Source organism: Stenotrophomonas sp. pho, assembly GCF_006228405.1.
In the GTDB taxonomy this organism is placed as follows: Bacteria; Pseudomonadota; Gammaproteobacteria; order Xanthomonadales; family Xanthomonadaceae; genus Stenotrophomonas; species Stenotrophomonas sepilia.
In genome coordinates this window covers 2,688,715-2,714,754 of the sequence record NZ_CP029759.1, presented here as the reverse complement: position 1 = coordinate 2,714,754, position 26,040 = coordinate 2,688,715, and the positions used below count along the sequence as shown (strand labels likewise).

Genomic DNA, 26,040 nt, shown 5'->3' with positions numbered 1-26,040 from the left:
TGCAGGATAGTGCCAGCGCATGGCCGGCACCTATCCTGGTCAACGCAGTACTGCGTCCGTACTGACCAGCTGCACGTCGTGCATCTGATTGAGGTAGGCCTCGTAGTAGCCCTTGTGCGAGGCACCGACGATGGCCAGCATTCGGCTGCCAGGGTGCAGGCCCAGCACGTCGCGGATGTTGGCGACCATGCGCAGGTTGCGGGTTTCCCAGTAACCGACATACATCCGGCCGAACGCCTTGGAGGACGGCTCGACGAGCGTCGCGCCGAAGTCGCTCTGGTACGCTGCCATCGCTGCCGCCGGGCTGTTGTAATCCCGATACAGCGCCATGACGCCACCGGGCTTGTCCAGATTGGCCACGAGGCGTTCATCGGCCTCCCGTCGCGCCCGCAAGTACGTATTGTTCCAGGCACCGGTGATGGCTGCACTGGCCGCCGCCTTATCCTCCGCCGGTGTGGGAGAATCGGCCGTGTGGTCGTCCACGGCCCACAGCCGTTCATGCCCGAGGCGGGCGGCAACGACGGCGGCGATCAGGCTGGTTTCATTGCGGCGGACCAGGCCTTTGCGGAGGATCTCGACCAGGGCCGGCGTCAGCCCATCGCCGGCTTTGCGCTCGGACGCAGGCAGGCGCAGCCATTGCACCTGCGCCGAGCCGCGTTCGCCCGCAGCCAGGAACAATGCGGCGAGCCGACGACGCTGGGCGGGCGTCGGCTCGTCCGGCCAGGTCGCAAGCAGGCGCTCGGCCTGGGCGTTCGCTGAAGGCACGTCCAGGCCGGTGGCAGCCTGCGCAGCGGTGGTGTCGAAGCAGTAGGTGGCCACGCTCTCCGCATAGCGTTCCGGGTAGCGACGCATGGAATCGCACTGGAGGCCGGACAGGTCTTCGGTGGCGATCAGCCCGGGCTTCCAGGCGACCAGTCGCTGCAGCAACGGTTCAAGCAAGGCGGGCTGGAAGGACTTGGGCAGGCCGGACAGGTGGGCGGTGCCCAGTACCAGTACCTCGTTCGGTCGCCCTGCAGGCGGCCCCTTCAGCTGGTCCGGCTGGAAGGCGGGCCGATAGGTGGCATCGGCAGCGAGGGCGCCGGTACTGCACAGGCCCAGGATCAGGAAGCTGGCCAAGCGTGGGAACATGCGATCTCCGTGTCAGTGAGCGTCCTGCGGTTCGCTGCATGCTGGCCATTTTCACCTGCCATGGAATCGCCCGTTGGTCATGCAAACCTTTTGGGCTTGAACTGCATCGGCGTGCCGGGCAAGGCTATGCCCAGTGACGGCGGCAACGCGCGATATGTTCCGTGACGACACCCCGTGCCCCGCCGAGCGTGAGCAGAATGTGAAGTACATCGCGATTGTCTACCGCGTCCCTGCAGCCGCATCTGAAGTTGCGACGGACGTCGCGTAATCCGGCTAAAGCCACCGATCGCCTCGCCGATACTCCCTCTGGATCCCGCTCCAGTCACCCGCCGCAGGACCCCAGGCCGTCCCCGATGGGCGGCCCGCGCTGTGTGTTCCGCCGCTCCCAGATGCCGATCGCACCCGCAGCAGACGTTCGTGGCAGTCGCTCGAGAGGTGCCGGTTGGCACCTGTAGTCCCTGGCACCTGAAGTTGCCGCCGGGCATCCCGCCCGTCGGGTCGCAACCGCTTACCGGACACCGAGGATCAGACAATGCTCATTCCAGGCTTCACGGCGGGCGCGCAGGCGCCGGCCGAGCTGCATACCCGTTGGTCGCCGTGGCGTGCCCTGCTGGGCGCGCTGGCTCCCCAGCACCGCACCGGCGCCGAGGCCGTGTCCGATGGCCGTGCCGAGCTGGAAGCCCAGGTCGCGGCGCTGCACCGGGTCCAGGCGGTCATCGAGTTCGCCCTCGATGGCACCATCCTGCAGGCCAATGACAACTTCCTGCAGGCGATGGGCTACCGGCTGGAGGAGATCCAGGGAAAGCATCATTCCCTGTTCGTCGATCCCGAGCAGGCGCGCAGCGCCGAGTACCGCGAGTTCTGGGCGCGGCTGGGGCGTGGCGAATATGACGCTGGCCAGTACCGGCGCTTCGGCAAGGGCCAGCGCGAGATCTGGATCCAGGCCTCGTACAACCCGGTGCTGGACCGGCAGGGGCGGCCATACAAGGTGGTCAAGTTCGCCACCGACATCACTGCGCAGAAGCTGCAGGCAGCCGACTCGGCCGGGCAGCTGGCGGCGATCGACAAGTCGCAGGCGGTGATCGAGTTCGGCATGGACGGCCGCATCCTTTCGGCCAACGACAACTTCCTGGCCGCCACCGGCTACAGCCTGGACGACGTGCGTGGCCAGCACCACTCGCTGTTCGTCGAGCCCGAGTATCGTGGCAGTGCCGAGTATCGCCAGTTCTGGGAGAAGCTCGGCCGTGGCGAATACGATGCCGGCCAGTACCGGCGCCTCGGCAAGGGCGGGCGCGAGGTCTGGATCCAGGCGTCCTACAACCCGATCCTGGATCTCAACGGAAAGCCATTCAAGGTGGTCAAGTACGCCACCGACATCACCGCGCAGGTGCATGAGAACCAGGCCATGCAACGTGCCGTGGCGCAGACCCGTGAAGTGGTGGCGGCCGCGAAGGAGGGCGACCTGACCCGGCGCGTGGCCACTGCCGACAAGAACGGGCCGATCGCCGAGCTGTGCGAAGGCGTGAATTCGTTGGTGGAGGCGATGGCCGCGATCATCGCCCAGATCAAGTTCGCCGCCGACACCATCGCCGTCGGTGCCACCGAGATCGCGCAGGGCAACAGCGATCTGTCGCAGCGCACCGAGCAGCAGGCCGCGTCGCTGGAGGAGACCGCGGTGTCGATGAAGGGCCTGGCCGAGACCGTGCAGCGCACCGCGACCAACGCACGGCAGGCCAGTCAGCTGGCCGGTGGTGCTGCTGATGTCGCTGCCCGCGGTGGCAACGTGGTGCACGAAGTGGTCGAGACCATGGCCGTGATCAACGCTTCCTCGCGGCGCATCGTCGACATCATCGGCGTGATCGACGGCATTGCTTTCCAGACCAACTTCCTTGCGTTGAACGCGGCGGTGGAAGCAGCGCGTGCGGGCGAACACGGGCGTGGCTTCGCCGTGGTCGCCACCGAGATCCGCGAACTGTCGCAGCGCTCGGCCAGTGCCGCGAAGGAGATCAAGCAGCTGATCGATGCGTCGGTGGCCAATGTCGGCGCCGGTACCGCGCAGGTTGAGAGCGCCGGACGCACCATGGACGAGATCGTGGTCAATGTGCGCCGTGTCAGTGATCTGATGTCCGAGATCAGCACGGCCGCGCAGCAGCAGAGCGACGACATTCAGCAGATGAATCATGCCGTCGATCTGATCGATCAGGGCACCCAGCAGAACGCCGCGCTGGTCGAGGAAGCCTCGGCCGCAGCGCGCAGCATGGAAGAGCAGTCGGCGCAGCTGCTGCAGACGGTGGCCAGCTTCCGGGTGCAGGGCGGGGCCGGGCACCTGCACGGTGGGCGGTGCTGCGCGCGGTCTAGGCCCGGCGGTCGGAGTGCTGTTCCCCGGCCTTGTTGGGCGGCCTGCTCATGTGCAACCTGCCAGGCTACGCCGATGCTGATGGTCACATGGGCCTCAGCGGCGGGCAGCGCGGTGGCTTCCACGGCGGCGCGCAGGCGCTCGCAGGGCGGCGATGAATTCCTCGCCGCCGTCGCGGGCCAGCAGGTCATCACCGCGTTGCGGGCAGCCGTCGAGGATCGCGGCAGCCGCCTGCAGGTTGTTGGCGTCCCAGCGCCCGGCGCTGATCGGATACGTCAGGCAGATGGCGGGCGATCTGCAGCGCCATCGCCCGTTCGGAAACGTCGCCCCAGCTGGTGTGCTCGATCACGCCTGGCAGCGAGAAGTAGTGGGACCGGGCGACGGCGTCGGACGCCCGCAGGAGGGGCAGCGCGCGGGCAGGGCATGCTGGGGCATGCTTGCCAGTGTCGGGCGCTCGGACCCGGGAAATGCAAAAAGCCAGGTCATGGACCTGGCCTTTGATGCAGTGGTGCCGGTGAAAGGACTCGAACCTTCATGGGGTCACCCCCGGCTGATTTTGAGTCAGCTGCGTATACCATTCCGCCACACCGGCAGGCAGCGTGCGAGTGTAACCGAGGTCGGCAGGCGATGCATAGTAGGAGGGCCTATGAGGGCGGTTCCTGTCGGCATTGGCCCCTTGATAGCTATACTCCCAGCGTGCAATTGCCTCCAGGAGCGGTAGCCGATGACAGTGTTGCAGGACCTGAGGGTGCTGGTGGTCGAGAACGACGAAATGAGTGCGGCCCTGCTGCAGATGCAGTTGGTGCATGCCGGCGCGACTGTGGTCGGGCTTGCAGCGAGCGTGTCCGAAGCCCTGCAGCTGCTGGAGCAGAGCACCCCGGACGTGGCCCTGCTGGACTACCGGCTGGCCCGCAACGAGACCAGTGAACCGGTGGCTGCAGCGCTTTCGGCACGTGGCATTCCGTTCGTGCTGGCCACCGGAACGCTGGCCGAGCAGCTGCCAACACCGATGTTGGCCGGCCTGTTGCTGGTCAAGCCCTACCTGTCGGCCGATCTGTCACGCGCGCTGGCGCGTGCGGTGGGTCGCTCCAGCGTCAAGGCCTGAGCCGTCCGCCACGGACCTGCAGGGGATACTGCCGGGGGGTGAATGCTCGCGTCTGCGATGTTCGGCGGCAACCCCTGATCCAGGAACCCCGCCCAGGCGGGGTTTTTCAATTGCGTCCGGCGCTCAGCCCGCTTCCTTGTACACGTAACGGATCTCCTCGCGGTCGTCGAGGATGCGGTACTGGCGCGCCAGGTCATCCGGTTCGGGGTTGAGCCAGGCGTCGAGGTGTTCCTTGCGGATCGGCACTACGCCGCGGTCATGCCCGGCAGCGGCGACGTCGCTGGGCGGTGCGTCGGTGATCGTGGCAAACGACAGCAGGCGGCCTTCCGGTCCTTCCCATTCTGCCCAGAGGCAGGCCAGCAGCAGGTCGCGCGGCGGATCGGGACGGAATTCGAGTACCACGTCCTGTTCCTTTTCGTCGGCACCGAGGGTGCGGCCGGCGATGGCGTGGCGGGGCACGTGCTCGTAGAACGCCTGTACCACCACCACGCCATGGCGCAGTCCGAACGCACCCCGCCAGTAACCTTCCAGGCTGTCGCGCCGCGCATTGTAGGTGCCGGGGTAAAGCACGTCGTTGCGCGCCGGCTTGTCCGGCAGCCGGCACTGGTAGCGCATCGGCCTGATCACGCGCTGGCCGTTCTCGCTGACCATCACCGGTGCGTAGGTGCCGGGGAAAATGCGGTTGTCACGCGGCAGCAGCTGCACCCGATGCAGGTCTTCCAGCCGGGCCTGTGCGCGCTCGATGCGGTTGCCGGCCACGCGCAGGTCGTTGCGCGCCTTCTGCGTGGGCCGGGTGGCCAGCGTGGCATGGGCAATATCGCGTCGTTCGCGTTGCCGGGCCAGTTCGGCCTCCAGTGCCTGTTGCTCCTGCGCATGCCATTGCTGGATCTTCGCCACGATGTCCCGCCCCTGTTCGGTACGCGCACCGGCGAATCCGTCATCCATCGCCTTCGGGGTCTTCGGCCGCTTCTTGCCCGGATCGTGTGCGTACAGCTCGGCGAAGTCCTCCAGCGACAGGATGGCGCCGAACTCGCGTACCAGCTTGGCGTAGTCAGCGCGGATCAGGGCGGAATAGCACATGGGACTCTTTGGGCCTGGGTCGCAGCGGCTGCGACGTGGATGCGGCAGGATAGCCCGACCCATCCGGAGATGTCGCATGAATGATTCCATCACCTGCCAGTTCCGCGAAGCCGTGCCCACGGTCGAGGACTATTGCCAGTTGCGTGTGCTCGCAGGCCTCAGCGCCAAGACCCGGGAAGCAGCTGCGCGCGCGCTGCCCAATACGCTGTTCGGCGTGTGTGCCTACCAGGGTGCAGAACTTGTGGCGATGGGGCGTATCGTCGGCGATGGCGGCTGCCACCTGCAGGTCTGCGACATCGCGGTGCTGCCGCGGTTGCAGGGGCAGGGTCTGGGCAAGGAGGTGATGCGGCGCCTGGACGGCTGGATGCAGGCCAACCTGCCGCCGTCGGCTTACGTCAGCCTGCTGGCCGATGGCGAGGCGCATCGGCTGTATGCACAGTTTGGTTTCGCACCGACTGCGCCGGCATCGATCGGGATGTATCGGCGGTTCTGAGCCGTGGGCGGGGTGAAGTCATCTACGCGCAGGGCGGTTTGATGGCAGATCGCGGGCAAAGAAAAACCCCGGCCGAAGCCGGGGTTTTCAAGAATTGGCGTCCCCACGGGGATTCGAACCCCGGTCGCCACCGTGAAAGGGTGATGTCCTAGGCCTCTAGACGATGGGGACGCACGAAAACTTCAAGTTGTAGATCCTTCGACGGCCTAATGTCGAAGTGGTGGAGCCAAGCGGGATCGAACCGCTGACCTCCTGCATGCCATGCAGGCGCTCTCCCAGCTGAGCTATGGCCCCATGAAACTCTGGATATCTGCCAGGAGCAGAGTCCGTCTTGAAACTGGCGTCCCCACGGGGATTCGAACCCCGGTCGCCACCGTGAAAGGGTGATGTCCTAGGCCTCTAGACGATGGGGACGCACGAAAAACTTCAAGTTGTAGAACTTTCGACGGCCTAATGTCGAAAGTGGTGGAGCCAAGCGGGATCGAACCGCTGACCTCCTGCATGCCATGCAGGCGCTCTCCCAGCTGAGCTATGGCCCCGTGTTACCGAGCCGCCTATCATACCTGCGTGTTCACGTTTGTGGAAGCTTTTTTCGAACTTTTTTCGTCCCGGTTCAACCTTCGCCACCAAGGGCAGGGGAACCGCAACGCCACAACCTGAATGCCAGTAGGCGGTGAACAAAAAAGACCCGGTTATCGGCCGGGTCCTCGTTGTTCGTGATGAGTGGCGTCCCCACGGGGATTCGAACCCCGGTCGCCACCGTGAAAGGGTGATGTCCTAGGCCTCTAGACGATGGGGACGCAATTCTCATCAATGTTCTTTAGCGACCTTTCGACGGCCTAATGCCGAAAGATTGGTGGAGCCAAGCGGGATCGAACCGCTGACCTCCTGCATGCCATGCAGGCGCTCTCCCAGCTGAGCTATGGCCCCACGTCGCTGAGGAGCGAAATAATAGCCTTGCCCCAGAGGGTTGGCAAGCATTTGTTGCACTTTTCTTCACGTGCGTTGCGAGGGGGGCGACGATCGCACGTACTCAGTCGGCGCCGTCGGTCAGCGCCGCCAGGATCGGGCACTGATCCAGGGTGCCGTGGCCGGGGCAGGCGTCGACCAGCTGCGAGAGCGCGCTGTGCATGCGTTGCAGTTCAGCCATGCGCTGCGCGATGTCCTGTAGGCGGGCCTGTGCCGCGTCGCGCACGCTGCCCATGTCCTGCGGGTGGCGATCACTGAGTGCCAGCAGTTCGGCGATTTGTTCCAGGCTGAAGCCCAGCGTCTTGGCGCGGCGGATGAAGCGCAGCCGGCGCAGGTCCTGCTCACCGAAGATGCGGTAGCCCCCGGCCGAGCGTGCCGCGGTGGGCAGCAACTGCTGGCGCTCGTAGTAGCGCACGGTATCGATCGGTACGCCGGCCTGGCGCGCCAGTTGACCAATGTTCATGGCGGATTCCTGCGGATGCTGCCGGTCATTCTGAAGCCTGGAGTCAGGTCCAGGGTCAAGCTCCCGTCGCTGACGGCGCATTCAGCGCACTTTGCAACTTTCTTCATAGCCCCGCCGTCGTGGCAGTTCCTACCCTGCGCCTGAACCGGCCGCTGGATGGCCTGCAACGAACCGAGGAGATGCTCTGTGGAAGGATTCAGGAACGAGGGATTCGTAGAGGTCGCGGTGGTCGAGTACCCGGGAGGGGACCCGTCGGCGGCCTCGGTGCTGACCGAAATGGCACACGTCGCCAACCGGCTTGCCCAGCAGCAGCGTCGCCCGTTCAAGCGTGTCCTGGTGACCCGCTGGGTCGTGCCAGCCAGCCAGACCGGCGTGCATCGCATTGCCGGCGCGGAGATGCTCGAGGCGGACATTCCCGCCGTGATCGCCGTGCCTGGCCAGATCAGTCAAGGCGTCTGCCTGCGCGCCGATGAGGTCCTGCTGGATTGGCTGCGCGCGCATTACGATGGCGGCAGTCTGCTGGCAGCTGCCAGCGATGGTGTCAGCATGCTGGCACGCGCGGGTCTGCTTGCCGGGCGCACCGTCAGTGGGCCGGACCTCGGGCGCCATCCGGGCCTGCAGGGGCAGTCGGCCAGCTGGGTGCCCAGTGAGCGCGCGCTGGTCGACGACGGTGATCTGCTGACAGTGGCCGGTTCCCAGGCCTGGCGCTTCCTCGCCCTGCGGCTGCTGTACCGGCTGCACGGCCAGGGCGTAGCGAGTTCCGTGGCGCAGCAGTTGGGGATCACGGTGCCCGCGGCGATCCAGCAGGATCTGGAGCGTTTCAGTGCCAACTTCGCCCACGGCGATCGCGACGTACTGAAGGCGCAACGCTGGCTGCATACCACCGCTGCGCGTGGGGCCACGCTCGGAGCGATCTGCGAGGTTTCCGGACTGGAGCCACGGACTCTGCAGCGGCGCTTCCTGAAGGCCACCGGCCTGCGTCCGATCGAGTATTGCCAGCGGTTGCGTATCGCCAAGGCGCAGACATTGCTGCAGCAGGGGGCGGGTATCGATGAAGTGGCCTGGGGCGTGGGCTATGCAGACCAGAGCGCATTCCGCCGCCTGTTCCTGCGCATTGTCGGAATGACGCCGGCCAACTATCGCCGGCAGGTCAACAACAAACGGCGCGAACGGCCGCTGTTGTCGTCGGTGGCGGGCAGCCTGCGCGGGCTGCAACCGGCGCCTGGCATGCAGATGCCGCGCAGCGCGGCCTGAAGCCGGCGTTGGGCGTCGCACTTGCAACCTGGGCGCGACGCTTTGACCATGCAGGCAACGAGATGATGGGACAGGTGGGTTGATGTCGAGTGTTGGACCGGTGCCGATGCCGGTGGTGCTGATCCTGATGTGCGTGCTGCTGGCCATGGCGGTGGCACACCTGTGGCCGCGGCCGAAGGACGGGATGGCAGTGCCTTCCGGGGCCAGCCTGGTCCTGGACATGTTGCTGATCGGCCTGCTGTGTGGACGCATCAGCTTCGTGGCCTTGAACTTCGCGCTCTACCGTGAGGCCCCCTGGAGCATCCTGCAGATCGCCGACGGTGGGTATCACCTTGCAGTCGTGCTGGTTGCGGGCCTAGCGTGGGGCACCTGGCGGCTGCGGTTGTGGCGCGCGTTACGTGCGCCGGTGTTGGCGGGGGCGCTGGTGGGTGTGGTGCTGTGGGCGGCGGGCAGCCACCTGCTGGCAACATGGCAGGAGCAGCGGATGCCGCTACCGGCAGTACAGGTGGCCGATCTGCAGGGGCGCAGGATCGATCTGCAGCAGTTCCGTGGCAAACCGGTGGTGCTGAATCTCTGGGCCAGCTGGTGTGGTCCCTGCCGTCGCGAGATGCCGGTACTGGCATCCGCACAGCAGACCCACACTGACGTGCAGTTCGTGTTCCTCAACCAGGGGGAAACCCTGGACGAAGTGAAGGGTTTCATCGCATCCGAACAGCTCTGGCTGGGCAACGTATTGCTGGACGATACCGCGTCGGCGTCAACCGTGCTGGGTGTACAGGCCTATCCGTCGACGCTGTTCTTCGACGCCGAAGGCCGCCTGCGTGAACTGCACCTTGGCGAACTGACGGCGGCGGGTCTTGAACACAAACTGCGCCGGCTGCGGTAGCCTGCGCGGGCATCTCACTACGGAGTTCCCATGTTGTCGACTTCCCTGCGCATCGCTCCGGCGGTGCTGTTGCTGCCGGTCATGCTGGCATTGGCCGCCTGCAGCCAGGCCCAGACCCCGCCGGGCAAGGCGGCCGCGCCGGCAGCGAGCGCTCAGGCCCCAGCGCCCAAGGGCGAGCGCCCTGCAGTGCTGAAAGGCATCGAGAAGCACGGTTTTGAAGTCGTTGCCGAGTTCGATGCGCCGGGTGGCCTGCGTGGATTCGCTGGCGTGGTGGGCGGGCAGCAGCCGGCCGCAGCCTATGTCACCGCCGACGGCAAGCATGTGCTGGTAGGCAGCCTGTTCGATGCCGAGGGCAACGACGTGGCCGCCGAGGCGGTGGAGAAGCTGGTCGCAGCACCGATGTCGGCCAAGATGTGGACCAAGCTGGAGGCCAGTGCCTGGGTGCGTGACGGCAAGGCCGATGCGCCGCGCGTGGTCTATACCTTCAGTGATGCCAACTGCCCGTACTGCCACAAGTTCTGGGAAGCAGCGCGTCCGTGGGTCGACGCCGGCAAGGTGCAGTTGCGCCACATCATGGTCGGCGTGATTCGCGAGGACAGCCCGGCCAAGGCTGCGGCCATCCTGTCTGCGCGTGACCCGAGTGCGGCCTTGCTGGAAAACGAACACCAGTTCGACCGTGGTGGCATCAAGGCCCTGCCGAGCATCAGCCGCGAGATCGCCGGCAAGCTCGATGCCAACCAGGTGCTGATGATTGAAATGGGCTTCCAGGGCACGCCGGGCATCCTGTTCCAGGATGCACAGGGCCAGGTGCAGCGTCGCGCCGGCCTGCCACAGGGCGCTGACCTGCAGACGGTGCTGGGCCCGCGCTGACCGGCACCCACGCCGTGATGCGACACCACAGGCCCGCATGGCAGCATGCGGGCCTGTTGCTTTTCGTCACCTGTGCGGGTGATGCAGGCTGCGCACCTCCTGTTCGTCGTCACGTCTGAATCGTGACTGACATCAAGCATCGCGCCTTGATTCCAATCAAGGCCAAAAACGACAGGCGGATTAGCCTGTGACGCATGGAATACAGCGTCAACGCGCCAGGGATGCCGCGCCTGACACGCCCTGAACCGGGGCAGTCGGCACAGCCATTCACGACGTTCTCACTCCCTGGTTGTTACCCAGACCGCTGCGGTCGCCACCTCTCCGGCAGTGCGGCCCTGATGGCGTCGATATCGGTACGGGCGGGGCAGTGTCATCGTCCTGTTGCCTGCCACGCGCAGGCTGGCCGGTGTCGTCGACGCAGTACCCGCATTTCCAGCAACGGCAACGCAACGTCGGAGCTGCGCCTGCGCGCGCGCCGTCAGTGCGCTGCGAATGTTCGTCCAGGGAGGATGCAATGCGCTTTGCGGTACTGAGTCTGGCCTGCCTGACCGCGCTGGCGGTCACGCCAGCATCTGCGCAGCAGAATGGCCAGGAGGATGCGCACGCATTGCGCCAGGAAATCGCTGCCATGCGGCAGGCACTGGAGGGCATGCAGAAGCGCCTGGATCAGCTCGAACAACGCGAGGGCGCTGTCGCGGCCGCTGCGCAGGTAGCGGCGCCGGTGACACCACCTGGCAGCAGCGCCAACCTGCTGCATCCCACCCAGGTGCCGGGTGTGGCGCAACCGGTGCTGCCGCAACGCGAATCGGTGGCCGATCCCTCAACGGCGGCCTCGCGTCCCGACAGCGCTGCTGGGCCGACCGACCCGGATCTGAAGGGCTTCTTTGCCATTCCAGGTACTGACACGGTGATCCGCATTGGCGGCTATGCCAAGCTCGATGCGATTGCAGATTCGCGTGCGGCCGGTGACGAGGATCAGTTCATCCCTTCGTCGATGCCGGTGGGCGGCAGCCATCGCGATGTTTCCAATTTCAACATCCACGCCAAGCAGACCCGCTTCAGCTTCGAGGCGCGGCGCCCGACCACGCACGGCAACCTGCGCTTCTACCTGGAGAATGATTTCTTCGGCAGCAGCGATGGCTACGCGTTCCGCCTGCGCCACGCGTATGGCCAGCTTGGCAATACCTATGCCGGCTACGGTTACTCCAGTTTCATGGACCCGGACAGCCTGCCCGACACGCTCGACTTCGCCGGTCCCGGCGGCGCCGGCTATCTGCTGGTGGCCGGCATCCACCACAGCTTCGCGATGGGCAAGGGCAACACCCTGACGCTGGCCGCCGAAGACCCCCAGACCGAACTGGCCGGTGCCAGTGATGAACGGGCCGCAGTGAACCGGCTGCCGGATGTGACCGTGACCGCACGCATGGAGCGTGACTGGGGCCATCTTCAGCTGGGCGCGGTGGCGCGCAGCCTGGCCTATGACGGTGAGGGCGAGCGCGACCGGCGCATGGCCGGCGGCCTGCAGTTCAGTGGCTCGGCATCGGTAGGCGAGCGCGATCTGTTGCTGTTCGGCGCGCTCGGCGGGCGCGGCCTCAGCCGCTACACCGCGGACCTGACCGGCTCCGGGCTGGACGCGGTGGTCGGTGCCGATGGCCGTCTCGACGCGCTGGACCTGCACGGCGGCTTCGTCGGCTACACGCATTACTGGTCCGAGCTATGGCGTTCGAACCTGATCTTCGGCCAGCTGACCCTGGAGCGGAACGCGGCACTCGCTGCCGACGCCTTCCGGCAGAGCCGATACGGCGTGTTCAACCTGATCTGGAGCCCGGCGCCGTCGTGGACGATGGGCATGGAGCTGCTGTACGGCCGCCTGGAACAGCAGGGCGGCGCGCGCGGCGACACGGTCCGGGTGCAGGGCAGCCTGCAATACAACTTCATCAAGTAAGCGCCAGCGGCGTTACGCCAGCGCAACCGTCCCCACGCCCGGCCGCACCGGGCTCATGCCAGTACAGGAGATTGTCATGGCAGAAGCAAAGAAAATCGGGGTGGTCGGAGCCACCTTCCTCGTCGCCGGCAACATGATGGGCTCAGGCGTGTTCCTGTTGCCGTCCAGCCTGGCCAAGATCGGTACCGCATCGATCTGGGGCTGGCTGATCACCACGGCCGGTGCGCTGTTGCTGGCCTTCGTATTCGCCAAGCTGGGCAAGCTGGCGCCGAAGGCGGGCGGTCCGTATGCCTATGCGCGTGACTGGTTCGGGCCTTACATGGGCTTCCAGACCAATACCATCTACTGGTTCGCCAACTGGATCGGCAACGTTGCCATACCGATTGCCGCGGTGGGCTACTTCAGCTACTTCTTCCCGATCCTGTCCGAGCCGCTGGTGCGCTGCATCGCGGTGCTGATCCTGGTGTGGGCGCTGAGCTTTGCCAACGTGATCGGCCCGGCCTTCGTCAGCCGTGTGCAGACGGTCACCACCAGTTTCGCGCTGGTGCCGATCCTGGGCATCGCCATTTTCGGCTGGTTCTTCTTCGATGCCGACATTTTCAAGGGCGCCTACAACGTGTCCGGTGAGTCCAACTTCGGTGCGATCTCCAGTGCCGCGGCACTGACCCTGTGGGCTTTCATCGGTGTCGAATCGGCTTCGGTCACGGCTGGCGTGGTCGAGAACCCGGAGAAGAACGTGGCCCGTGCCACTCTGGCCGGTGTGTTCCTGGCTGCCATCGCCTACATCGCCAGTTCCTCAGTGATCATGGGCATGGTGCCCAATGGCGAGCTGCAGACCTCCGACGCGCCGTTCGCGCTGGCGGCGGCCAAGGCGGTCGGCGGCTGGGGCGGCGCGCTGGTCAGCCTGTGCGCCTTCATCGGCGCCGCCGGTTCGCTGGGCGGCTGGATCCTGCTGACCGCGCAGAGTGCCAAGGCGGCCTCGGATGATGGCCTGTTCCCGAGCATCTTCAGCAAGACCAACAAGGACGACGTGCCGGTCAAGGGCGTGCTGATCGTGGCGGTGCTGATGACCCTGGCGGTGCTGGTGACGTCCACCTCGGAAACCGCGTCGGCCCAGTTCGACGTGATCACGTCGGCGGCCGTGGTGCTGACCCTGCTGCCCTACATCTACTCGTGCGTGGCCTGCTACTTCGTGGTCGAGCGTTCGCACACCCTGGTCCATACCGGTGCGTTCTGGACCCTCACCAGCCTGACCGTCGTGTACTGCCTGTGGGCGATCTACGGCTCGTCGGGAACCATCGTGCAGTACGCCTTCCTGTTCGTGCTGTTCATCACCGTGTTCTATCCCTTCTTCAGCGAGGAGCGCCGTCAGCAGCGGCAGCGCGCCCGCGAGGCATCGGCCATCAGCGCCGGCGCCCAGCGTTCCTGAGTTCGACAAGGAGAATCAACGTGTACTTCAAGTCCCTGGACTACCCGGTCATTGTCATCGACAACGACTACGAGTCGCCGCGCATCGGCGGCATCCTGATCCGCGCCCTGGTGGAAGAGCTGCGCAGCAACGACCAGCGGGTGCTGTGCGGGCTGAACCTGGATGATGCGCGTGCCGGAGCCCGTACCTACGTGGCGGCCTCGGCGGTGCTGATCTCGATCGATGGCAGCGAAGAGGTGGATGGCGAGTTCCAACGCCTCACCGCCTTCCTGCGCGAGCAGAGTGCGCGCCGCGCCAACCTGCCGGTGTTCCTGTACGGCGAGCGCCGCACCATCGAAAAGGTGCCGAGCAAGCTGCTCAAGTACATCCACGGCTTCATCTTCCTGTTTGAAGACACCAAGAGCTTCATCTCGCGGCAGGTGATGCGCGCGGCCGAAGACTACATGAAGAATCTCTTGCCGCCGTTCTTCAAGGCGCTGATCCATCATGCGGCAGAGTCGAACTACTCCTGGCATACGCCGGGCCATGCAGGCGGCGTGGCATTCACCAAGTCGCCGGTCGGCCGTGCGTTCCACCAGTTCTACGGTGAGAACACCCTGCGCAGCGATCTGTCGATCTCGGTGCCGGAGCTGGGCTCACTGCTGGATCACACCGGCCCGATCAAGGATGCCGAGGAAGAGGCGGCGCGCAACTTCGGTGCCGACCATACCTTCTTCGTCACCAATGGCACCTCCACCGCCAACAAGATCGTCTGGCATGGCACGGTGGCCCGCGGCGACGTGGTGTTCGTCGACCGCAACTGCCACAAGTCGCTGCTGCACGCGCTGATCATGACCGGCGCGGTTCCGGTGTACTTCACCCCAAGCCGCAACGCACACGGCATCATCGGCCCGATCAGCCTGGATCAGTTCACACCGGAATCGCTGCAGCAGCGCATCGCCGTCAACCCGCTGGCCAGCCAGGCCTACAAGGCCGGTTCCAAGCCGCGCATTGCGGTGGTGACCAACTCGACCTACGACGGCCTGTGCTACAACGCCGAGAAGATCGCCGACGAAATCGGCAGCGCGGTCGACTTCCTGCACTTCGACGAAGCCTGGTACGCCTACGCCGCGTTCCATCCGTTCTATGAGAACCACTACGGCATGGCCAAGGGCAAGCCGCGCGAGCAGGATGCGATCATCTTCACCACGCATTCCACCCACAAGTTGCTGGCCGCGTTCTCGCAGGCGTCGATGATCCACGTACGCAACTCGGCGCAGCGCGACCTGGATGCCGAGCGCTTCAACGAGTCGTTCATGATGCACACCTCGACCAGCCCGCATTATGGGGTGATCGCGGCCTGTGACGTGGCCTCGAAGATGATGGAGGGCGAGGCCGGCCGTTCGCTGGTGCAGGAAATGCATGACGAGGCGATCGCCTTCCGCCGCGCGATGCTGCACGTGCGTGACGACCTCGGGCGCGACGATTGGTGGTTCAGTGTGTGGCAGCCGACCAAGGTCGAGCGCAGCCTGGACAAGGGCGATACGCCGGCTCCGCTGGTGGCCAAGCGCGAGGAGTGGTACCTGCAGCCGGATGCGCACTGGCACGGCTTCGAGAATCTGGTCGATGACTACGTGCTGATCGACCCGATCAAAGTGACCCTGCTGACCCCGGGCCTGGCGATGGACGGCAGCATGGGCAAGCTGGGCATTCCGGCGGCGGTGCTGAGCAAGTTCCTGTGGGGCCGCGGCATCACTGTGGAGAAGACCAACCTGTATTCGGTGCTGTTCCTGTTCTCGATGGGCATCACCAAGGGCAAGTGGAGCACGCTGGTCACCGAGCTGATGGCCTTCAAGGAGCTGTACGACTGCAACGCGCCGTTGAGCCAGGCATTGCCGACGCTGGCGGCGGACTATCCGATTGCCTACGCTGGCTGGGGACTGCGTGACCTGTGCGATGCATTGCACGCGTTCAACCAGGAATTCGAGGTCGCCAAGGTGATGCGCGAGATGTACGTGGATCTGCCGACGCCGGTGATGACCCCGGCCGATGCCTACAACCACCTGGTGAAGGGCGAGATCGAGCGGGTCGACATCGAGCAGCTCAGTGGTCGCGTCGCGGCGACCATGCTGGTGCCGTATCCGCCGGGCATTCCGACCATCATGCCGGGCGAGCGATTCGGCGACAGCGACGAACCGATCATCCAGTCACTGCGTATTGCCCGTGAACAGAATGCGCGCTTCCCGGGCTTCGAGTCGGATGTGCACGGGCTCATCATCGAGCACGATGGCGATGTGACCTCGTACAGGGTGGAGGTGCTGAAGGCCTGACCGGCGACGGTCGGCCCTTCGGCGAGCGATGGATACCGCGCGCGAGCAACGCATCCTGAAATTCTCCATCGGGGTGACCATCGCGGTGAGCGCGGTCGGCTTCATCGGTGGCCTGCTGGTGGGATCGCAGGCCATCCTGTTCGACGGCGTGTACAGCCTGGTCGACGTTGCCTTGACCCTGGTGTCGTTGTCGGTACTGCGGCTGGTGGCGCGGGAGCAGAGCCCGCGCTTCCAGTACGGCTATTGGCATCTGGAGCCGATGGTCGAGGCACTCGGCGGGGTGATCCTGTCGCTGGCCTGCGTGTACGCGCTGGCCAACGCGGTCATCGGCTTGACCACGGGCGGGCACGAAGTGAAATTCGGGCCCGCGCTGTGGTGGGCGGCGCTGCTGAGTGCCAGCAACCTGGCAATGGCGACGTTCGTCGCGCAGCGTGCGCGGCGCCTGCGCTCGGCGTTGTTGTGGCTGGATGTAAGAGGCTGGCTGCTGGGTGGATTGATGAGCCTGGCGGTGGTGCTGGCCTTCGTGCTGGCCCTTGTCCTGCATGGCGGCAAGTGGCACCACTGGGTCCCGTACCTGGATTCGATCGTGCTGGCGTTGATCAGCCTGGCGGTACTGCCAGTGCCGGCGCGCAGTGCATGGAAGGCCATGCGCGAAGTGCTGCAGGTGGCGCCGGATGACCTGGACCGGCGCGTGCAGCAGGTAATGCAGGCATTCGTGTCCGAGCGTGGCTATGCCGGTTTCACCAGCCACGTGGCGAAGATGGGGCGGATGCGCTTCATCGAGATCCATGTGCTGGCAGACCCCGGTACGCCATTGGGCTCGGTGGGCGAGGTCGATGCGATGCGCGATGAGATCGCCGTGCGGCTGGATGCGCGGGGCAGCACGTTCTGGTTGACCATCGATTTCACTGCGGATCCGGCGTGGACGTAGCCCTGCCTCTTTCGCGCCGGGGCCTCGCCCGGCCAGGTTCTGTTCCCCTGTAGAGCCGAGCCCATGCTCGGCTGCCGTTCGCATGGAGCAGCCGGGCATGGGCCCGGCGATACAGCACGCTGCGATCGTTGCACACGGCGGACTGCTCTGTTGCGCCGGATGTGTTTGACCTGAACCTGGGTTGAGGTTGCAGACTGCAGCACAGTTCCACAACGCCTAGCGCAGGTAGTACTCCACCGGCACCACCAGTTCCTGTGGTGCCTTCAGTTCATCGGGAATGGGCGGCAGCGGCTGCGCGCGGCGGAAGGTCTGCAGTGCGGCGCCGTCAAGCATCGGCTGGCCACTGGACTGCTCCAACCGCAGGGCCAGCAGGCGTCCCTGGCGATCGATGCTGGCCCTGACCCAGGCAGTGCCCTGCTGGCGCCGTGAGCGGGCCGCAGCAGGGTAGTAGCGATAGCGCTCCAGCCGCGCCATCAGGCGGGCTTCCCACTGATCGCTGGCGGCGCCGGCCTGGAAGTCCGCCGGTGGGGCGTCGGGAGCGGGCGGCGCGGCCGTGATCGATGCCGGTGCGGGACTTGCATCGGTCGCGGCCGCAGGCGGGGCGACCGGCAGGGCTTGCCGGCCAGCGCCACTGCGTTCGCTGGCGGCCACTTCGCCCTCGCGTGCGGCGGTGGGCTTCGGTGGAGGGGGCGACTTCGTGGGTTGGGATGCGCGCGCCTGCTGCGCCTGGCTGGGGTGTCGGCCTGGCGTTCTTCCACTGGCTGCGGCGGCGTCGCCGGTGCCAGGAGGCGCAGGCTGATGCGCACGTCCTGCTCGGGCGGCGGCAGCAATGGCGGCGCGGCCACCCAGTGCACCAACAGCAGCAGGGGCAACAGGTGAAGCCCGATGCTGATGGCGATCGCCTGCCAGTGTTGGCCGCGCTCACTCATCGTCCAGCACCCATAGCAGGTCGGCGTCGGTCGCATCGACGGATGCACCGACTGAAGCGAGCGCGATCACCAGCGCTGGTGTGCCCGCTGGCAGGTAGCCCGGCATGCCAGTACCGCGCAGTACATGCCAGCGACCGGCCACCAGCAGCGCGGGTGCCGCGGCTCAGGTTGTGGGCGACGCGGTACAGGTAGGCGCGGCCATTGCTCAGCAGGCCACTGGCGGCGATTCTGACGACGCCCAGCCAGGTCTCCTGGACGACATCATCGGCGTCGCTGCGTTGCGGGAGCTTACGGCGGACATGGGCGTGCAGCGGCTGGTAGTGGGCCGCGCACAGCTGCGCGACATCCGTCGGTTCGACAGGCGTGGACACGGGCGGGCGACAACTGGGAAAGGGAACAGCCCGCGGCGGCAAGGGCAGCGGCTACACCTTACGGCAAAAGAGAATCATTTGCATCCATGGACGCGAGTCGCGGCATGCGTGGCCGACTGCGAGGTCAGCGCGGACGAAAGTCGCAGTGGATCTGCAGGGCTTCGGTGGGGTTGTGATGCAGCTCGAAACCGCAGTGCTGGAGGCTGCGCTTCACCCGGGCGATCGCTTCGGCATGGCGGGCGGTGCGACGCTGCTGCCAGCGCGGCGGGTGAACACGCCCAGTGGCAGCAGCCGCAGCCGCTTGCCGTGCAATACCACTGAGACATCGATATGACGGCCATCGATGTCGTGGCCGTTGGCGCCGAAGATGGCATCGACTTCATCATGGCGCTGCGGATAGCAGGCGCGGAACACCGCGATGCCGAGCCAACGCACGCCACGACGGAAGCCGCCGAGCCGGCTGTGGCTGGGTTCGAAGCCGCGCGTGACGAGCAGGCCCAGCCCGGCAGGCAGCAATGCCTGCGCGTCGAGCAAACGTTGCAGCACTTCTTCTTCCAGCTGGATGCGGGTAGAGGGCCAGCGCGGTGCGATGAGCAGTCCGTGGTGGCTGCCGCGTTGCAGGGTCAGCATGGGTGAAGCTTCGCACGCGGGCGAACAGCCGGGGTAGTGCCGGCCGCTGGCCGGCAAATCTGTTGCCCGTCAGGTGCCGGCCAGCGGCCGGCACTACCGTGACGATCGTCAGAGGTCGCGGTACTGGATCTGCGAAGCCAGTACGCGCAGGCCATCGGCATTGCTGGACAGGATGCGCTCTTCGCCGATGCCTTTCTGCCGTTTCAGCTGGAAGCCCTGGTCTGCAGGCAGCTGTGCGGCGATGGCGTCCATGCGTTGCATGGCATCGGGGCCGCTGCAGTCGAAGTGGCCCCAGTAGGCGCCATCGCGGTGGATCTGCAATCGGTAGTTCATCGCGGTAGCTCCGGCAGGTCCTGCAGCCAATGGTCGAACATCGCGGTGGCGGCCGCGGCCAGTGGCGCGCCATAGCGACGCGCCTGCGTGCGCAGGTCGTTCGGATCGATGCCGGCCTGCGCCAGTTCCAGGGTGTGACCGATCAGCCAGCGCTCGAACTGGCGCGCGTCCAGCTCCGGATGGCATTGCAGTGCCAACGCATGGTTACCGATGGCAAAGGCCTGGTGGCGGCAGGCCGGCGTGCTGGCCAGGCGGCGTGCACCCGCTGGGAGTTCGAACGCCTCGCCATGCCAATGCAGTACCGGAATGCCCTGCAGGGCCTGCAGTGGCGAGCGCTGACCGTCATCGGTGAGCAGCAGTGGCGCAAAGCCGATCTCCTTGCCACCACTGGCGGCGACATCGGCACCGAGTGCACGTGCCATCAGCTGCGCGCCCAGGCAGATGCCCAGCGTGGGCCGCTGCTGCTGCAAACGCCCTTGCAACAGCGCGATGCTATCGTTGAGGAACGGGTAAACATCAACATCGTTGACGCTGATCGGGCCACCCAGCACCACCAGCAGGTCAGCCGCTTCGGCCGGATCGAGTGCATCTACACCCGCCTGCAGCACCTGCAGCTGCCAGCTCTGGGCCAGCAGCAACGGTTGCAGGGTGCCAAGGTCCTCGAAGGCAACGTGTTGCAGGACAACCGCGTGCTTCATGCCGGGGCTCCATTGCTGGGCCAGTAGAAACTGTCCGGGGTGGCGCGTGCGCCGAAGATGGCCTGGCCGACACGGACCACGGTGGCGCCTTCCTCGATGGCCACTTCGAAGTCGCCGGACATGCCCATCGACAGCTGCGACAGGTCGATGCCGGGTGGGGCGGTACGCTGCAGCTGCTCGCGCAGTTCGCGCAGGCGCACGAAGCACGCGCGCACACGTTCGACTTCGGGAGTGAAGATGGCCAGAGTCATCAGGCCACGCACGCGTAGCCGGTCGAAGACTGGCAGCTGCTGCACGAATGCCTCGACGGCAGCGGGTTCCAGTCCGTACTTGCTGGGTTCGGCGGAGGTGTTGACCTGCACGAAAACATCCAGCGTGCGGTCTTCCAGCTGCAGGCGCTGCTGCAGCGCTTCGGCCACGCGCAGGCTGTCAAGCGCCTGGAACTCGCTGGCGAAGCGCGCCACGTAGCGCGCCTTGTTGGTCTGCAGATGCCCGATCACCGACCAGTGCACGCCCAGATCGGCCATCGTCTCGGCCTTGCGTTGCGCCTCCTGCACCTTGTTCTCGCCCAGCTCGCGGCAACCGGCGGCCACCGCCATGCGGATGCGGGCGTCATCGACGGTCTTGCTGACCGGCAGCAGGCGCACGCTGGCCGGGTCCCGGCCGACGCGGGCACACGCATCGGCGATGCGTTGGCGCACCGTGACCAGGTTGGCGGCGATCTGTTCAACAGACTGGGCGACGGGCCAGTCGGCGGCGGCAAGGGGCATGCGGGCACCTCCAATGCAGGGCGGCCAGGGTGGGATACACTGGCACAGGACAAGAATTATTTTGGCATAGGACAAAATGAAAATCACCGGGCATAGCGCCGAGTCGATCTTCGACAGCATCCGCGATGGCATCGGCAAAGGCCGTCTGCCGGCCGGCAGCGTGCTGCCGCCGGTTCGCGATCTGGCCGATCAGTTGGGGGTCAATCGCAACACCGTGGCCGCCGCCTACAAGCGATTGGACGCGGCCGGCCTGGCCAGCACCGCAGGCCGGCGCGGCACGGTGGTGCGTGGCCTGCCGCCGATGCTGGCGCGCGAGGGCAGTACGCCGGGGTTGGCGCTGCAGGACCTGGCCGGTGGCAACCCGGATCCGCGCCTGTTGCCCAGCCTGCGCCTGGCCGCGGCGGCACCGCGGTTGTATGGCGTGGGCACGGTCGACCCGAGGTTGCAGGCGTTGGCACGCGCCTCGCTGGATGCGGATTGCCCCGAGGGGTACGCGCTGGAGCTGACCCATGGCGCGGTCGATGGCATCGAGCGCCTGTTGGCGGCATGGCTGCTGCCGGGCGATCGCATCGCGGTGGAGGATCCATGCTTCCTCGGTAGCCTCAATGTGCTCAATGCCGTCGGCCATGCGCCGTTGCCGGTGACGATGGATGCGCATGGCATGCAGGTCGAATCGCTGCGACAGGCGCTGGAGGCCGGTGCACGCGCGGTGCTGTTGACACCACGGGCGCACAATCCGACCGGGGCCAGCCTGGATGCGAAGCGGGCACGGGCGTTGCGCCAGCTGCTGGCGGCCTATCCGCAGGTGGCGGTGCTGATCGATGACCACTACGCACTGCTCTCGCAGCAGGCCTACCACTCGGTACTGCCGCTGGATGGCCGGCGCTGGGCGCTGCTGCGTTCGCTGTCCAAGCCGCTCGGCCCCGACCTGCGCCTGGCCTGGCTGGCCTGTGATGACGAGACCGCGATGCGGTTGCGGTTGCGGTTGGCGTCCGGCATCGGTTGGGTCAGTCATCTGCTGCAGGATGCCGCCACTTCGGTGCTGGCATCGGCGCCGCAGCGGGCAAAGATCGCCTCGGCAGGCGAGCGGTACCAGCAGCGCCTGCAGTCGCTACAGGAACTGCTGCGCGTGCGTGGCGTGCCGACGCCGTTGCCGATGGAGGGATTGAACCTGTGGCTGCCGTTGCCGGCCGACAGCCATCCACAGGTGCTGGCGCTGGCTGCGCGCGGATGGCATGTGCGTGCTGGCGAAGTGTTTGCGGTGGCTGCACCAGCGCATGGCCTGCGCATCACCTGCGCGGCGCTGGGGGCGGCGCAGCTGCGGCAGCTGGCCGATGACCTGGCGGCGGTGTGTGGGGTATAGCGCCCAGCCATGCTCGACGCTAGAAGCAGATCAGGGCGCGGCGTTGGCGTTGGGGCGCACGTAGTAGGACTGGCCACTGTCATCGACGAACATCAGCTCCGGCTTGCCCTGCCAGGACGTGAGCATGGCGCCGGTATTGTTCTGGTGCTTGACCATCAGGCTGGCGCCACGGTCCGGATTGGCGACGACCTTGAAGACTTCGGTGGTGCCGGTGGCATCGTCCAGAGTGAGTAGGGCTTCGCCCCGCGGTCGCTGGTGCCATAACCGCCGCGCTCGGAACCGTCGGGGCCAAGCAGGATCAGGCCGGACAGCGCGGTTGCACGCGGTCCTTGGGTGCGGCCCCTGCTGAGGGGTCCGGCACCGGCGCACCGAGGATCAGCCGTGGTTGGCCAGTGCCATCGTGGATGACCAGGCCGCGCGCTTCGATGATCCGCTCAGGCGATTGGCTGCGATGCAGGCTCCAGGCGGTCCAGCCGGAAACGAGCAGGGCAAGGGTTGAGACCACCAGGGTGGTCAGCAGCAGCACACGGGGCATCGGGTCGTCCTTCCTTGGATAGGCCGACGATAGCGGATGCCAGCGGGCAAAGGCCAGTTCGTTGTGTGACGATCTGTATCGTCAGTGGAAATCGCGGCTGTGGCTGCGCAGTCCCTGCAGCAGCTCATCCAGGCAGTGCATGCGCTGCACGATGACATGCTGCACGCCATCAACGCGCTCCAGGCGGCCATCGATCTGCATCAGCTGGGTGTCGACCAGCACCCGGTGCTGGCGATCGGCCAGGTGGCGCCAGACCACGGCGTTGACCATCCCGGTCTCGTCTTCAAGGGTGAGGAAGGTAACGCCACTGGCGGTCTGCGGGCGCTGGCGCATGCGCACCAGTCCGGCGATGCGCACGCGGCGGCCATGGCCGTGCCCGGCCAGCTGCGCGGCATCCAGGCAGCCGCGGCTGCGCAGCTGCGCGCGCAGGAACGAGATCGGGTGGCGGCCGAGGGTGGTGCCGGTGCTGCGGTAGTCGGCCTGCATGTCCTCCCAGGCGCTGGGCAGTGGCAGGGGCACGCGGGCTTCGGCAGTGGCACGGGCCTGGTCGAACAGCGGCAGCCGGTTCTCTACGCCCGAGATATCCCAGCGTGCACGATGGCGATGGCCACTGAGCCCGCGCAGTGCGCCGGCATCGGCCAGCAGGCCCTGCTGGCGGCGGTCCAGCGCGGTGCGCTGGCACAGGTCGCCGACGTCGTCGAACGGGCGCCGCGCGCGCTCGCGCATGATGGCCTGCACGGCATCTTCGTTGCAGCCGTCGATCAGACGCAGGCCCAGACGGATCGCCGCCGGCCCCCTGCTGAAGTCCAGCGTGCAGTCCCAGTCGCTGTGGCGTACGTCCACGGGAAGAACGGTAATGCCATGCCGCCGCGCGTCCTGCAGCAGCTGGTCAGGGCTGTAGAAACCCAGCGGCTGGCTGTTGATCAGGCTGGCAGTGAACGCGGCGGGATGATGGCACTTCAGCCAGCAGCTGGCATAGGTCAGCAGGGCGAAGCTGGCGGCATGACTTTCCGGGAAACCGTAATCGCCGAATCCCTTGATCTGCTCGAACAGGTGCTCGCCGTATTCGCGGCTGAAGTTGTTTCTCAGCATGCCGGCCAGCAGTTTCTCGCGATGTGGTTCCAGCCCACCGCGGCGCTTCCAGGCCGCCATCGAACGGCGCAGGGCATCGGCCTCGCCCGGGGTGTAGCCGGCCGCATCCACCGCCAGCTGCATCACCTGCTCCTGGAACAATGGCACGCCCAGCGTACGCGCGAACACGCGTTCCAGCTGCGGTGGGTAGAGCGGGTTGTCCGGGTCGTTCAACGCGTCCGGGCCTTGTTCGCGCAGGATCCGGCGCCGCTCCAGGTAGGGATGCACCATGTCGCCCTGGATCGGGCCGGGACGCACGATCGCCACTTCGATCACCAGATCGTAGAAGTTGCGTGGCTGCATGCGCGGCAGCATCGCCATCTGTGCGCGCGACTCGATCTGGAACACGCCGATTGTGTCGGCGGCGCTGATCATGTCGTAGGTGGGGATGTCTTCGTCGGGGATCGCATCCATGCGCCCGCTGTGCAGGCCATGCTGTTTCAGCATCGCCAGGCATTTGCGGATGGCCGTGAGCATGCCCAATGCCAGGCAGTCGACCTTCATCAGGCCGGTGGCATCCAGGTCATCCTTGTCCCACTGGATGACGGTGCGGTCGGCCATCGCCGCGTTCTCCACCGGTACCAGGGTCGACAGTGGATGCTCGGAAATCACGAAACCGCCCGGGTGCTGCGACAGGTGGCGCGGAAAATCGATCAGCTCTGCGGTGAGTGCCAGCAGGCGCCGCATCAACGGCGTGTCCGGATCGAAGCCACGCTCGCGCAGGGTTTCCGGCAGCGGGATGTTGCCGCCCCAGTGGTCCATCGCCGCGCCCAGTTCGTTGACCTGGTCCATCGGCAGGCCCAGCGCGCGGGCCACGTCGCGGATCGCGCTGCGGCCACGGTAGCTGATCGCCACCGCGGTCAGTGCGGCGCGCTCGCGGCCGTAGCGCTTGAACACGTACTGCAGCACCTCCTCGCGCCGCTCGTGCTCGAAGTCGATGTCGATATCCGGTGGTTCGTCGCGCTCGGCGGAGATGAAGCGCTCGAACAGCAGGTTGCTGCGTGCCGGGTCGATCTCGGTCACGCCCAGCACGAAGCACACCGCTGAGTTGGCCGCTGAGCCACGGCCTTGGCAGAGGATGTCCTGGCTGCGCGCAAAGCGCACGATGTCCTGCACGGTGAGGAAGTAGGAGGCATAGTTCTTCTGCTTGATCAGCGCCAGTTCGTGCTCGATCTGCGTGCGTTGCTTCGCTTCGATGCCGCCTTTCCAGCGCCACTGGATGCCGCGCTCGACCAGCACGCGCAGCCAGCTGTCCGGATCGTGTCCTTCGGGCACCAGCTCGCGCGGATAGGTGTACTGCAGCTGTTCCAGGGTGAAGTGGCAGCGCTCGGCGATGCGCAGGGTTTCAGCCAGCAGTTCGGGCGGATACAGCTGGGCCAGCGCGGTACGCGGGCGCAGGTGGCGCTCGCCATTGGGAAACAGGCGCCAGCCGGCCTCGGCCACGCTGCAGCGGTGGCGGATCGCGGTCAGCGTATCCTGCAGGGCGCGGCGGCGTCGCACGTGCATGTGCACGTCGCCACTGGCGACCAGGGGCAGGCGGTGGCGTTCGCCGAAGGCCTGCAGCTGCTGCAGGCGGCGTGCGTCATCGTGTTCGCGGTGCAGTTCCACCGCCAGCCACAGCCGATCATTGAAGCCGGTGCGCAGCAGTTCCAGGTCGGTAGCGGCCGGTTGCCGGTCCAGCCATAGACAGAGCAGGCCGTTGGGCAGGCCGAGCAGGTCCTCGCGCAGGCAGAGGTACTCGCCCTTGGCAGCCCGCCGCCGGCAGGTCGTGATCAACTGGCAGAGCCCGGCATAGGCGGCCTGGTCGGTGCACAGCAGGGCCAGCTTCGGCCCGTCCTCGACCTGGAATTCGGCACCGACGATCAGCGCCACGCCATGCGCCTTCGCCGCTTGCCAGGCACGCACGATGCCGGCCAGCGAGCATTCGTCGGTGATCGCCAACGCGCGGTAGCCCTGGCCAGCGGCGCGCGCGAACAACTCTTCGGCGATCGAAGCACCGCGCTGGAAACTGAAGGCCGACAGGCAGTGCAGTTCGGCGTAGCCGGGCAGTTCGCTGCGCATG

General features: G+C 66.4%; 19 protein-coding genes, 7 tRNA genes and 6 pseudogenes. 11 read left to right on the top strand and 21 right to left on the bottom strand.

Annotation, left to right across the window (positions count from 1 at the left end; all coding sequences use genetic code 11):
* Nucleotides 1-39: 39 nt before the first annotated feature.
* Nucleotides 40-1,128: a DUF5694 domain-containing protein gene (locus tag DL544_RS12785; protein ID WP_139727279.1), complete on the bottom strand. Its 1,089-nt coding sequence runs from the start codon at nt 1,126-1,128 to the stop codon at nt 40-42.
* A gap of 532 nt (nt 1,129-1,660) precedes the next feature.
* On the opposite strand from DL544_RS12785, the pseudogene DL544_RS12775 reads away from it, so the two are divergent.
* A pseudogene (locus DL544_RS12775) lies at nt 1,661-3,486 on the top strand (methyl-accepting chemotaxis protein).
* Nucleotides 3,487-3,513: 27 nt separating this feature from the next.
* Here DL544_RS12775 and DL544_RS22510 read toward each other — a convergent pair.
* From DL544_RS22510 to DL544_RS12760, 3 genes and pseudogenes are all read right to left on the bottom strand, one after another.
* A pseudogene (locus DL544_RS22510) lies at nt 3,514-3,721 on the bottom strand (GGDEF domain-containing protein); the annotation flags it as partial.
* Nucleotides 3,675-3,833, bottom strand: a complete 159-nt coding sequence (locus DL544_RS22505) for a hypothetical protein (protein ID WP_176556927.1) — start codon at nt 3,831-3,833, stop codon at nt 3,675-3,677. The gene DL544_RS22505 and the pseudogene DL544_RS22510, both read right to left, overlap by 47 nt.
* 157 nt (nt 3,834-3,990) lie before the next feature.
* Nucleotides 3,991-4,076, bottom strand: a tRNA-Leu gene (locus DL544_RS12760).
* 132 nt (nt 4,077-4,208) lie between these two features.
* Here DL544_RS12760 and DL544_RS12755 point away from each other — a divergent pair.
* Nucleotides 4,209-4,589, top strand: a complete 381-nt coding sequence (locus DL544_RS12755) for a response regulator (protein ID WP_005417125.1) — start codon at nt 4,209-4,211, stop codon at nt 4,587-4,589.
* 123 nt (nt 4,590-4,712) lie between these two features.
* Here DL544_RS12755 and DL544_RS12750 read toward each other — a convergent pair whose 3' ends face one another.
* Nucleotides 4,713-5,669, bottom strand: coding sequence for an SOS response-associated peptidase family protein (locus tag DL544_RS12750; RefSeq protein WP_065178515.1), 957 nt, complete (start codon nt 5,667-5,669; stop codon nt 4,713-4,715).
* A 76-nt stretch (nt 5,670-5,745) separates the two neighbouring features.
* Here DL544_RS12750 and DL544_RS12745 point away from each other — a divergent pair, with 76 nt between their 5' ends.
* Nucleotides 5,746-6,162: a GNAT family N-acetyltransferase gene (locus tag DL544_RS12745; protein ID WP_139727277.1), complete on the top strand. Its 417-nt coding sequence runs from the start codon at nt 5,746-5,748 to the stop codon at nt 6,160-6,162.
* 95 nt (nt 6,163-6,257) lie between these two features.
* Here DL544_RS12745 and DL544_RS12740 read toward each other — a convergent pair.
* The 7 genes from DL544_RS12740 to DL544_RS12710 form a co-directional block, all read right to left on the bottom strand.
* A tRNA-Glu gene (locus DL544_RS12740) sits at nt 6,258-6,333 on the bottom strand.
* A gap of 47 nt (nt 6,334-6,380) precedes the next feature.
* Nucleotides 6,381-6,456: transfer RNA gene (locus tag DL544_RS12735), tRNA-Ala, on the bottom strand.
* A 44-nt stretch (nt 6,457-6,500) separates the two neighbouring features.
* Nucleotides 6,501-6,576, bottom strand: a tRNA-Glu gene (locus tag DL544_RS12730).
* A 49-nt stretch (nt 6,577-6,625) separates the two neighbouring features.
* A tRNA-Ala gene (locus DL544_RS12725) sits at nt 6,626-6,701 on the bottom strand.
* Nucleotides 6,702-6,886: 185 nt separating this feature from the next.
* A tRNA-Glu gene (locus tag DL544_RS12720) sits at nt 6,887-6,962 on the bottom strand.
* A 54-nt stretch (nt 6,963-7,016) separates the two neighbouring features.
* Nucleotides 7,017-7,092 (bottom strand) — tRNA-Ala (locus tag DL544_RS12715).
* Between the two features lie 103 nt (nt 7,093-7,195).
* Nucleotides 7,196-7,594: a heavy metal-responsive transcriptional regulator gene (locus DL544_RS12710; protein ID WP_049415383.1), complete on the bottom strand. Its 399-nt coding sequence runs from the start codon at nt 7,592-7,594 to the stop codon at nt 7,196-7,198.
* A gap of 186 nt (nt 7,595-7,780) precedes the next feature.
* On the opposite strand from DL544_RS12710, the gene DL544_RS12705 reads away from it, so the two are divergent.
* The 7 genes from DL544_RS12705 (at nt 7,781) to DL544_RS12675 (ending at nt 17,218) form a co-directional block, all read left to right on the top strand.
* Nucleotides 7,781-8,848 (top strand): GlxA family transcriptional regulator, encoded by a 1,068-nt coding sequence (locus DL544_RS12705; protein WP_005417111.1) that lies wholly within the window; start codon nt 7,781-7,783, stop codon nt 8,846-8,848.
* Nucleotides 8,849-8,930: 82 nt separating this feature from the next.
* The gene (locus DL544_RS12700) at nt 8,931-9,734 is read left to right on the top strand and encodes a redoxin family protein (protein WP_032954270.1); all 804 of its coding nucleotides are present in this window, start codon (nt 8,931-8,933) and stop codon (nt 9,732-9,734) included.
* A gap of 30 nt (nt 9,735-9,764) precedes the next feature.
* On the top strand, nt 9,765-10,604 hold the full coding sequence (dsbG, locus tag DL544_RS12695; protein WP_139727275.1) for a thiol:disulfide interchange protein DsbG: 840 nt from the start codon (nt 9,765-9,767) through the stop codon (nt 10,602-10,604).
* Between the two features lie 514 nt (nt 10,605-11,118).
* On the top strand, nt 11,119-12,549 hold the full coding sequence (locus tag DL544_RS12690) for a DcaP family trimeric outer membrane transporter (protein WP_139727273.1): 1,431 nt from the start codon (nt 11,119-11,121) through the stop codon (nt 12,547-12,549).
* Between the two features lie 76 nt (nt 12,550-12,625).
* Nucleotides 12,626-13,978 (top strand): arginine/agmatine antiporter, encoded by a 1,353-nt coding sequence (gene adiC / locus DL544_RS12685; protein WP_005410068.1) that lies wholly within the window; start codon nt 12,626-12,628, stop codon nt 13,976-13,978.
* A gap of 20 nt (nt 13,979-13,998) precedes the next feature.
* Complete coding sequence (locus DL544_RS12680) at nt 13,999-16,287, top strand: Orn/Lys/Arg family decarboxylase (protein WP_065178511.1); 2,289 nt, start codon at nt 13,999-14,001, stop codon at nt 16,285-16,287.
* Nucleotides 16,288-16,315: 28 nt separating this feature from the next.
* Nucleotides 16,316-17,218, top strand: coding sequence for a cation diffusion facilitator family transporter (locus DL544_RS12675; protein ID WP_065178510.1), 903 nt, complete (start codon nt 16,316-16,318; stop codon nt 17,216-17,218).
* A gap of 216 nt (nt 17,219-17,434) precedes the next feature.
* Here DL544_RS12675 and DL544_RS22500 read toward each other — a convergent pair.
* From DL544_RS22500 to DL544_RS12645, 7 genes and pseudogenes are all read right to left on the bottom strand, one after another.
* Nucleotides 17,435-18,147, bottom strand: a pseudogene (locus tag DL544_RS22500) (energy transducer TonB family protein).
* Nucleotides 18,140-18,310, bottom strand: a pseudogene (locus tag DL544_RS21295) (ChaN family lipoprotein); the annotation flags it as partial. The pseudogenes DL544_RS22500 and DL544_RS21295, both read right to left, overlap by 8 nt.
* Before the next feature lies 1 nt (nt 18,311).
* Nucleotides 18,312-18,518 (bottom strand): annotated as a pseudogene (locus DL544_RS12665) (RNA polymerase sigma factor); the annotation flags it as partial.
* Nucleotides 18,519-18,728: 210 nt separating this feature from the next.
* A complete protein-coding gene (locus tag DL544_RS12660; protein WP_255312960.1) occupies nt 18,729-19,148 on the bottom strand; it encodes a hypothetical protein in 420 nt (139 codons plus the stop codon).
* Between the two features lie 108 nt (nt 19,149-19,256).
* A complete protein-coding gene (locus tag DL544_RS12655) occupies nt 19,257-19,481 on the bottom strand; it encodes a hypothetical protein (RefSeq protein ID WP_005417095.1) in 225 nt (74 codons plus the stop codon).
* Entirely contained in the window at nt 19,478-20,179 is a 702-nt protein-coding gene (locus tag DL544_RS12650; protein ID WP_005417093.1) for a glutamine amidotransferase, read from the bottom strand. The genes DL544_RS12655 and DL544_RS12650 overlap by 4 nt, the downstream gene beginning before the upstream one ends.
* Nucleotides 20,176-20,949, bottom strand: coding sequence for a YggS family pyridoxal phosphate-dependent enzyme (locus DL544_RS12645; protein WP_065185754.1), 774 nt, complete (start codon nt 20,947-20,949; stop codon nt 20,176-20,178). Before DL544_RS12645 ends, DL544_RS12650 begins: the two co-directional genes overlap by 4 nt.
* Before the next feature lie 76 nt (nt 20,950-21,025).
* On the opposite strand from DL544_RS12645, the gene ptsJ reads away from it, so the two are divergent.
* Nucleotides 21,026-22,312, top strand: coding sequence for a MocR-like B6 salvage transcription factor PtsJ (gene ptsJ, locus DL544_RS12640; protein WP_053499651.1), 1,287 nt, complete (start codon nt 21,026-21,028; stop codon nt 22,310-22,312).
* A 30-nt stretch (nt 22,313-22,342) separates the two neighbouring features.
* Here the strand turns inward: ptsJ and DL544_RS22495 are convergent.
* Together DL544_RS22495 and DL544_RS12630 are read right to left on the bottom strand one after the other, a co-directional pair.
* Nucleotides 22,343-22,847, bottom strand: a pseudogene (locus tag DL544_RS22495) (hypothetical protein).
* Between the two features lie 81 nt (nt 22,848-22,928).
* On the bottom strand, nt 22,929-26,039 hold the full coding sequence (locus tag DL544_RS12630; RefSeq protein WP_139727271.1) for an error-prone DNA polymerase: 3,111 nt from the start codon (nt 26,037-26,039) through the stop codon (nt 22,929-22,931).
* Between the last annotated feature and the right edge of the window lies 1 nt (nt 26,040).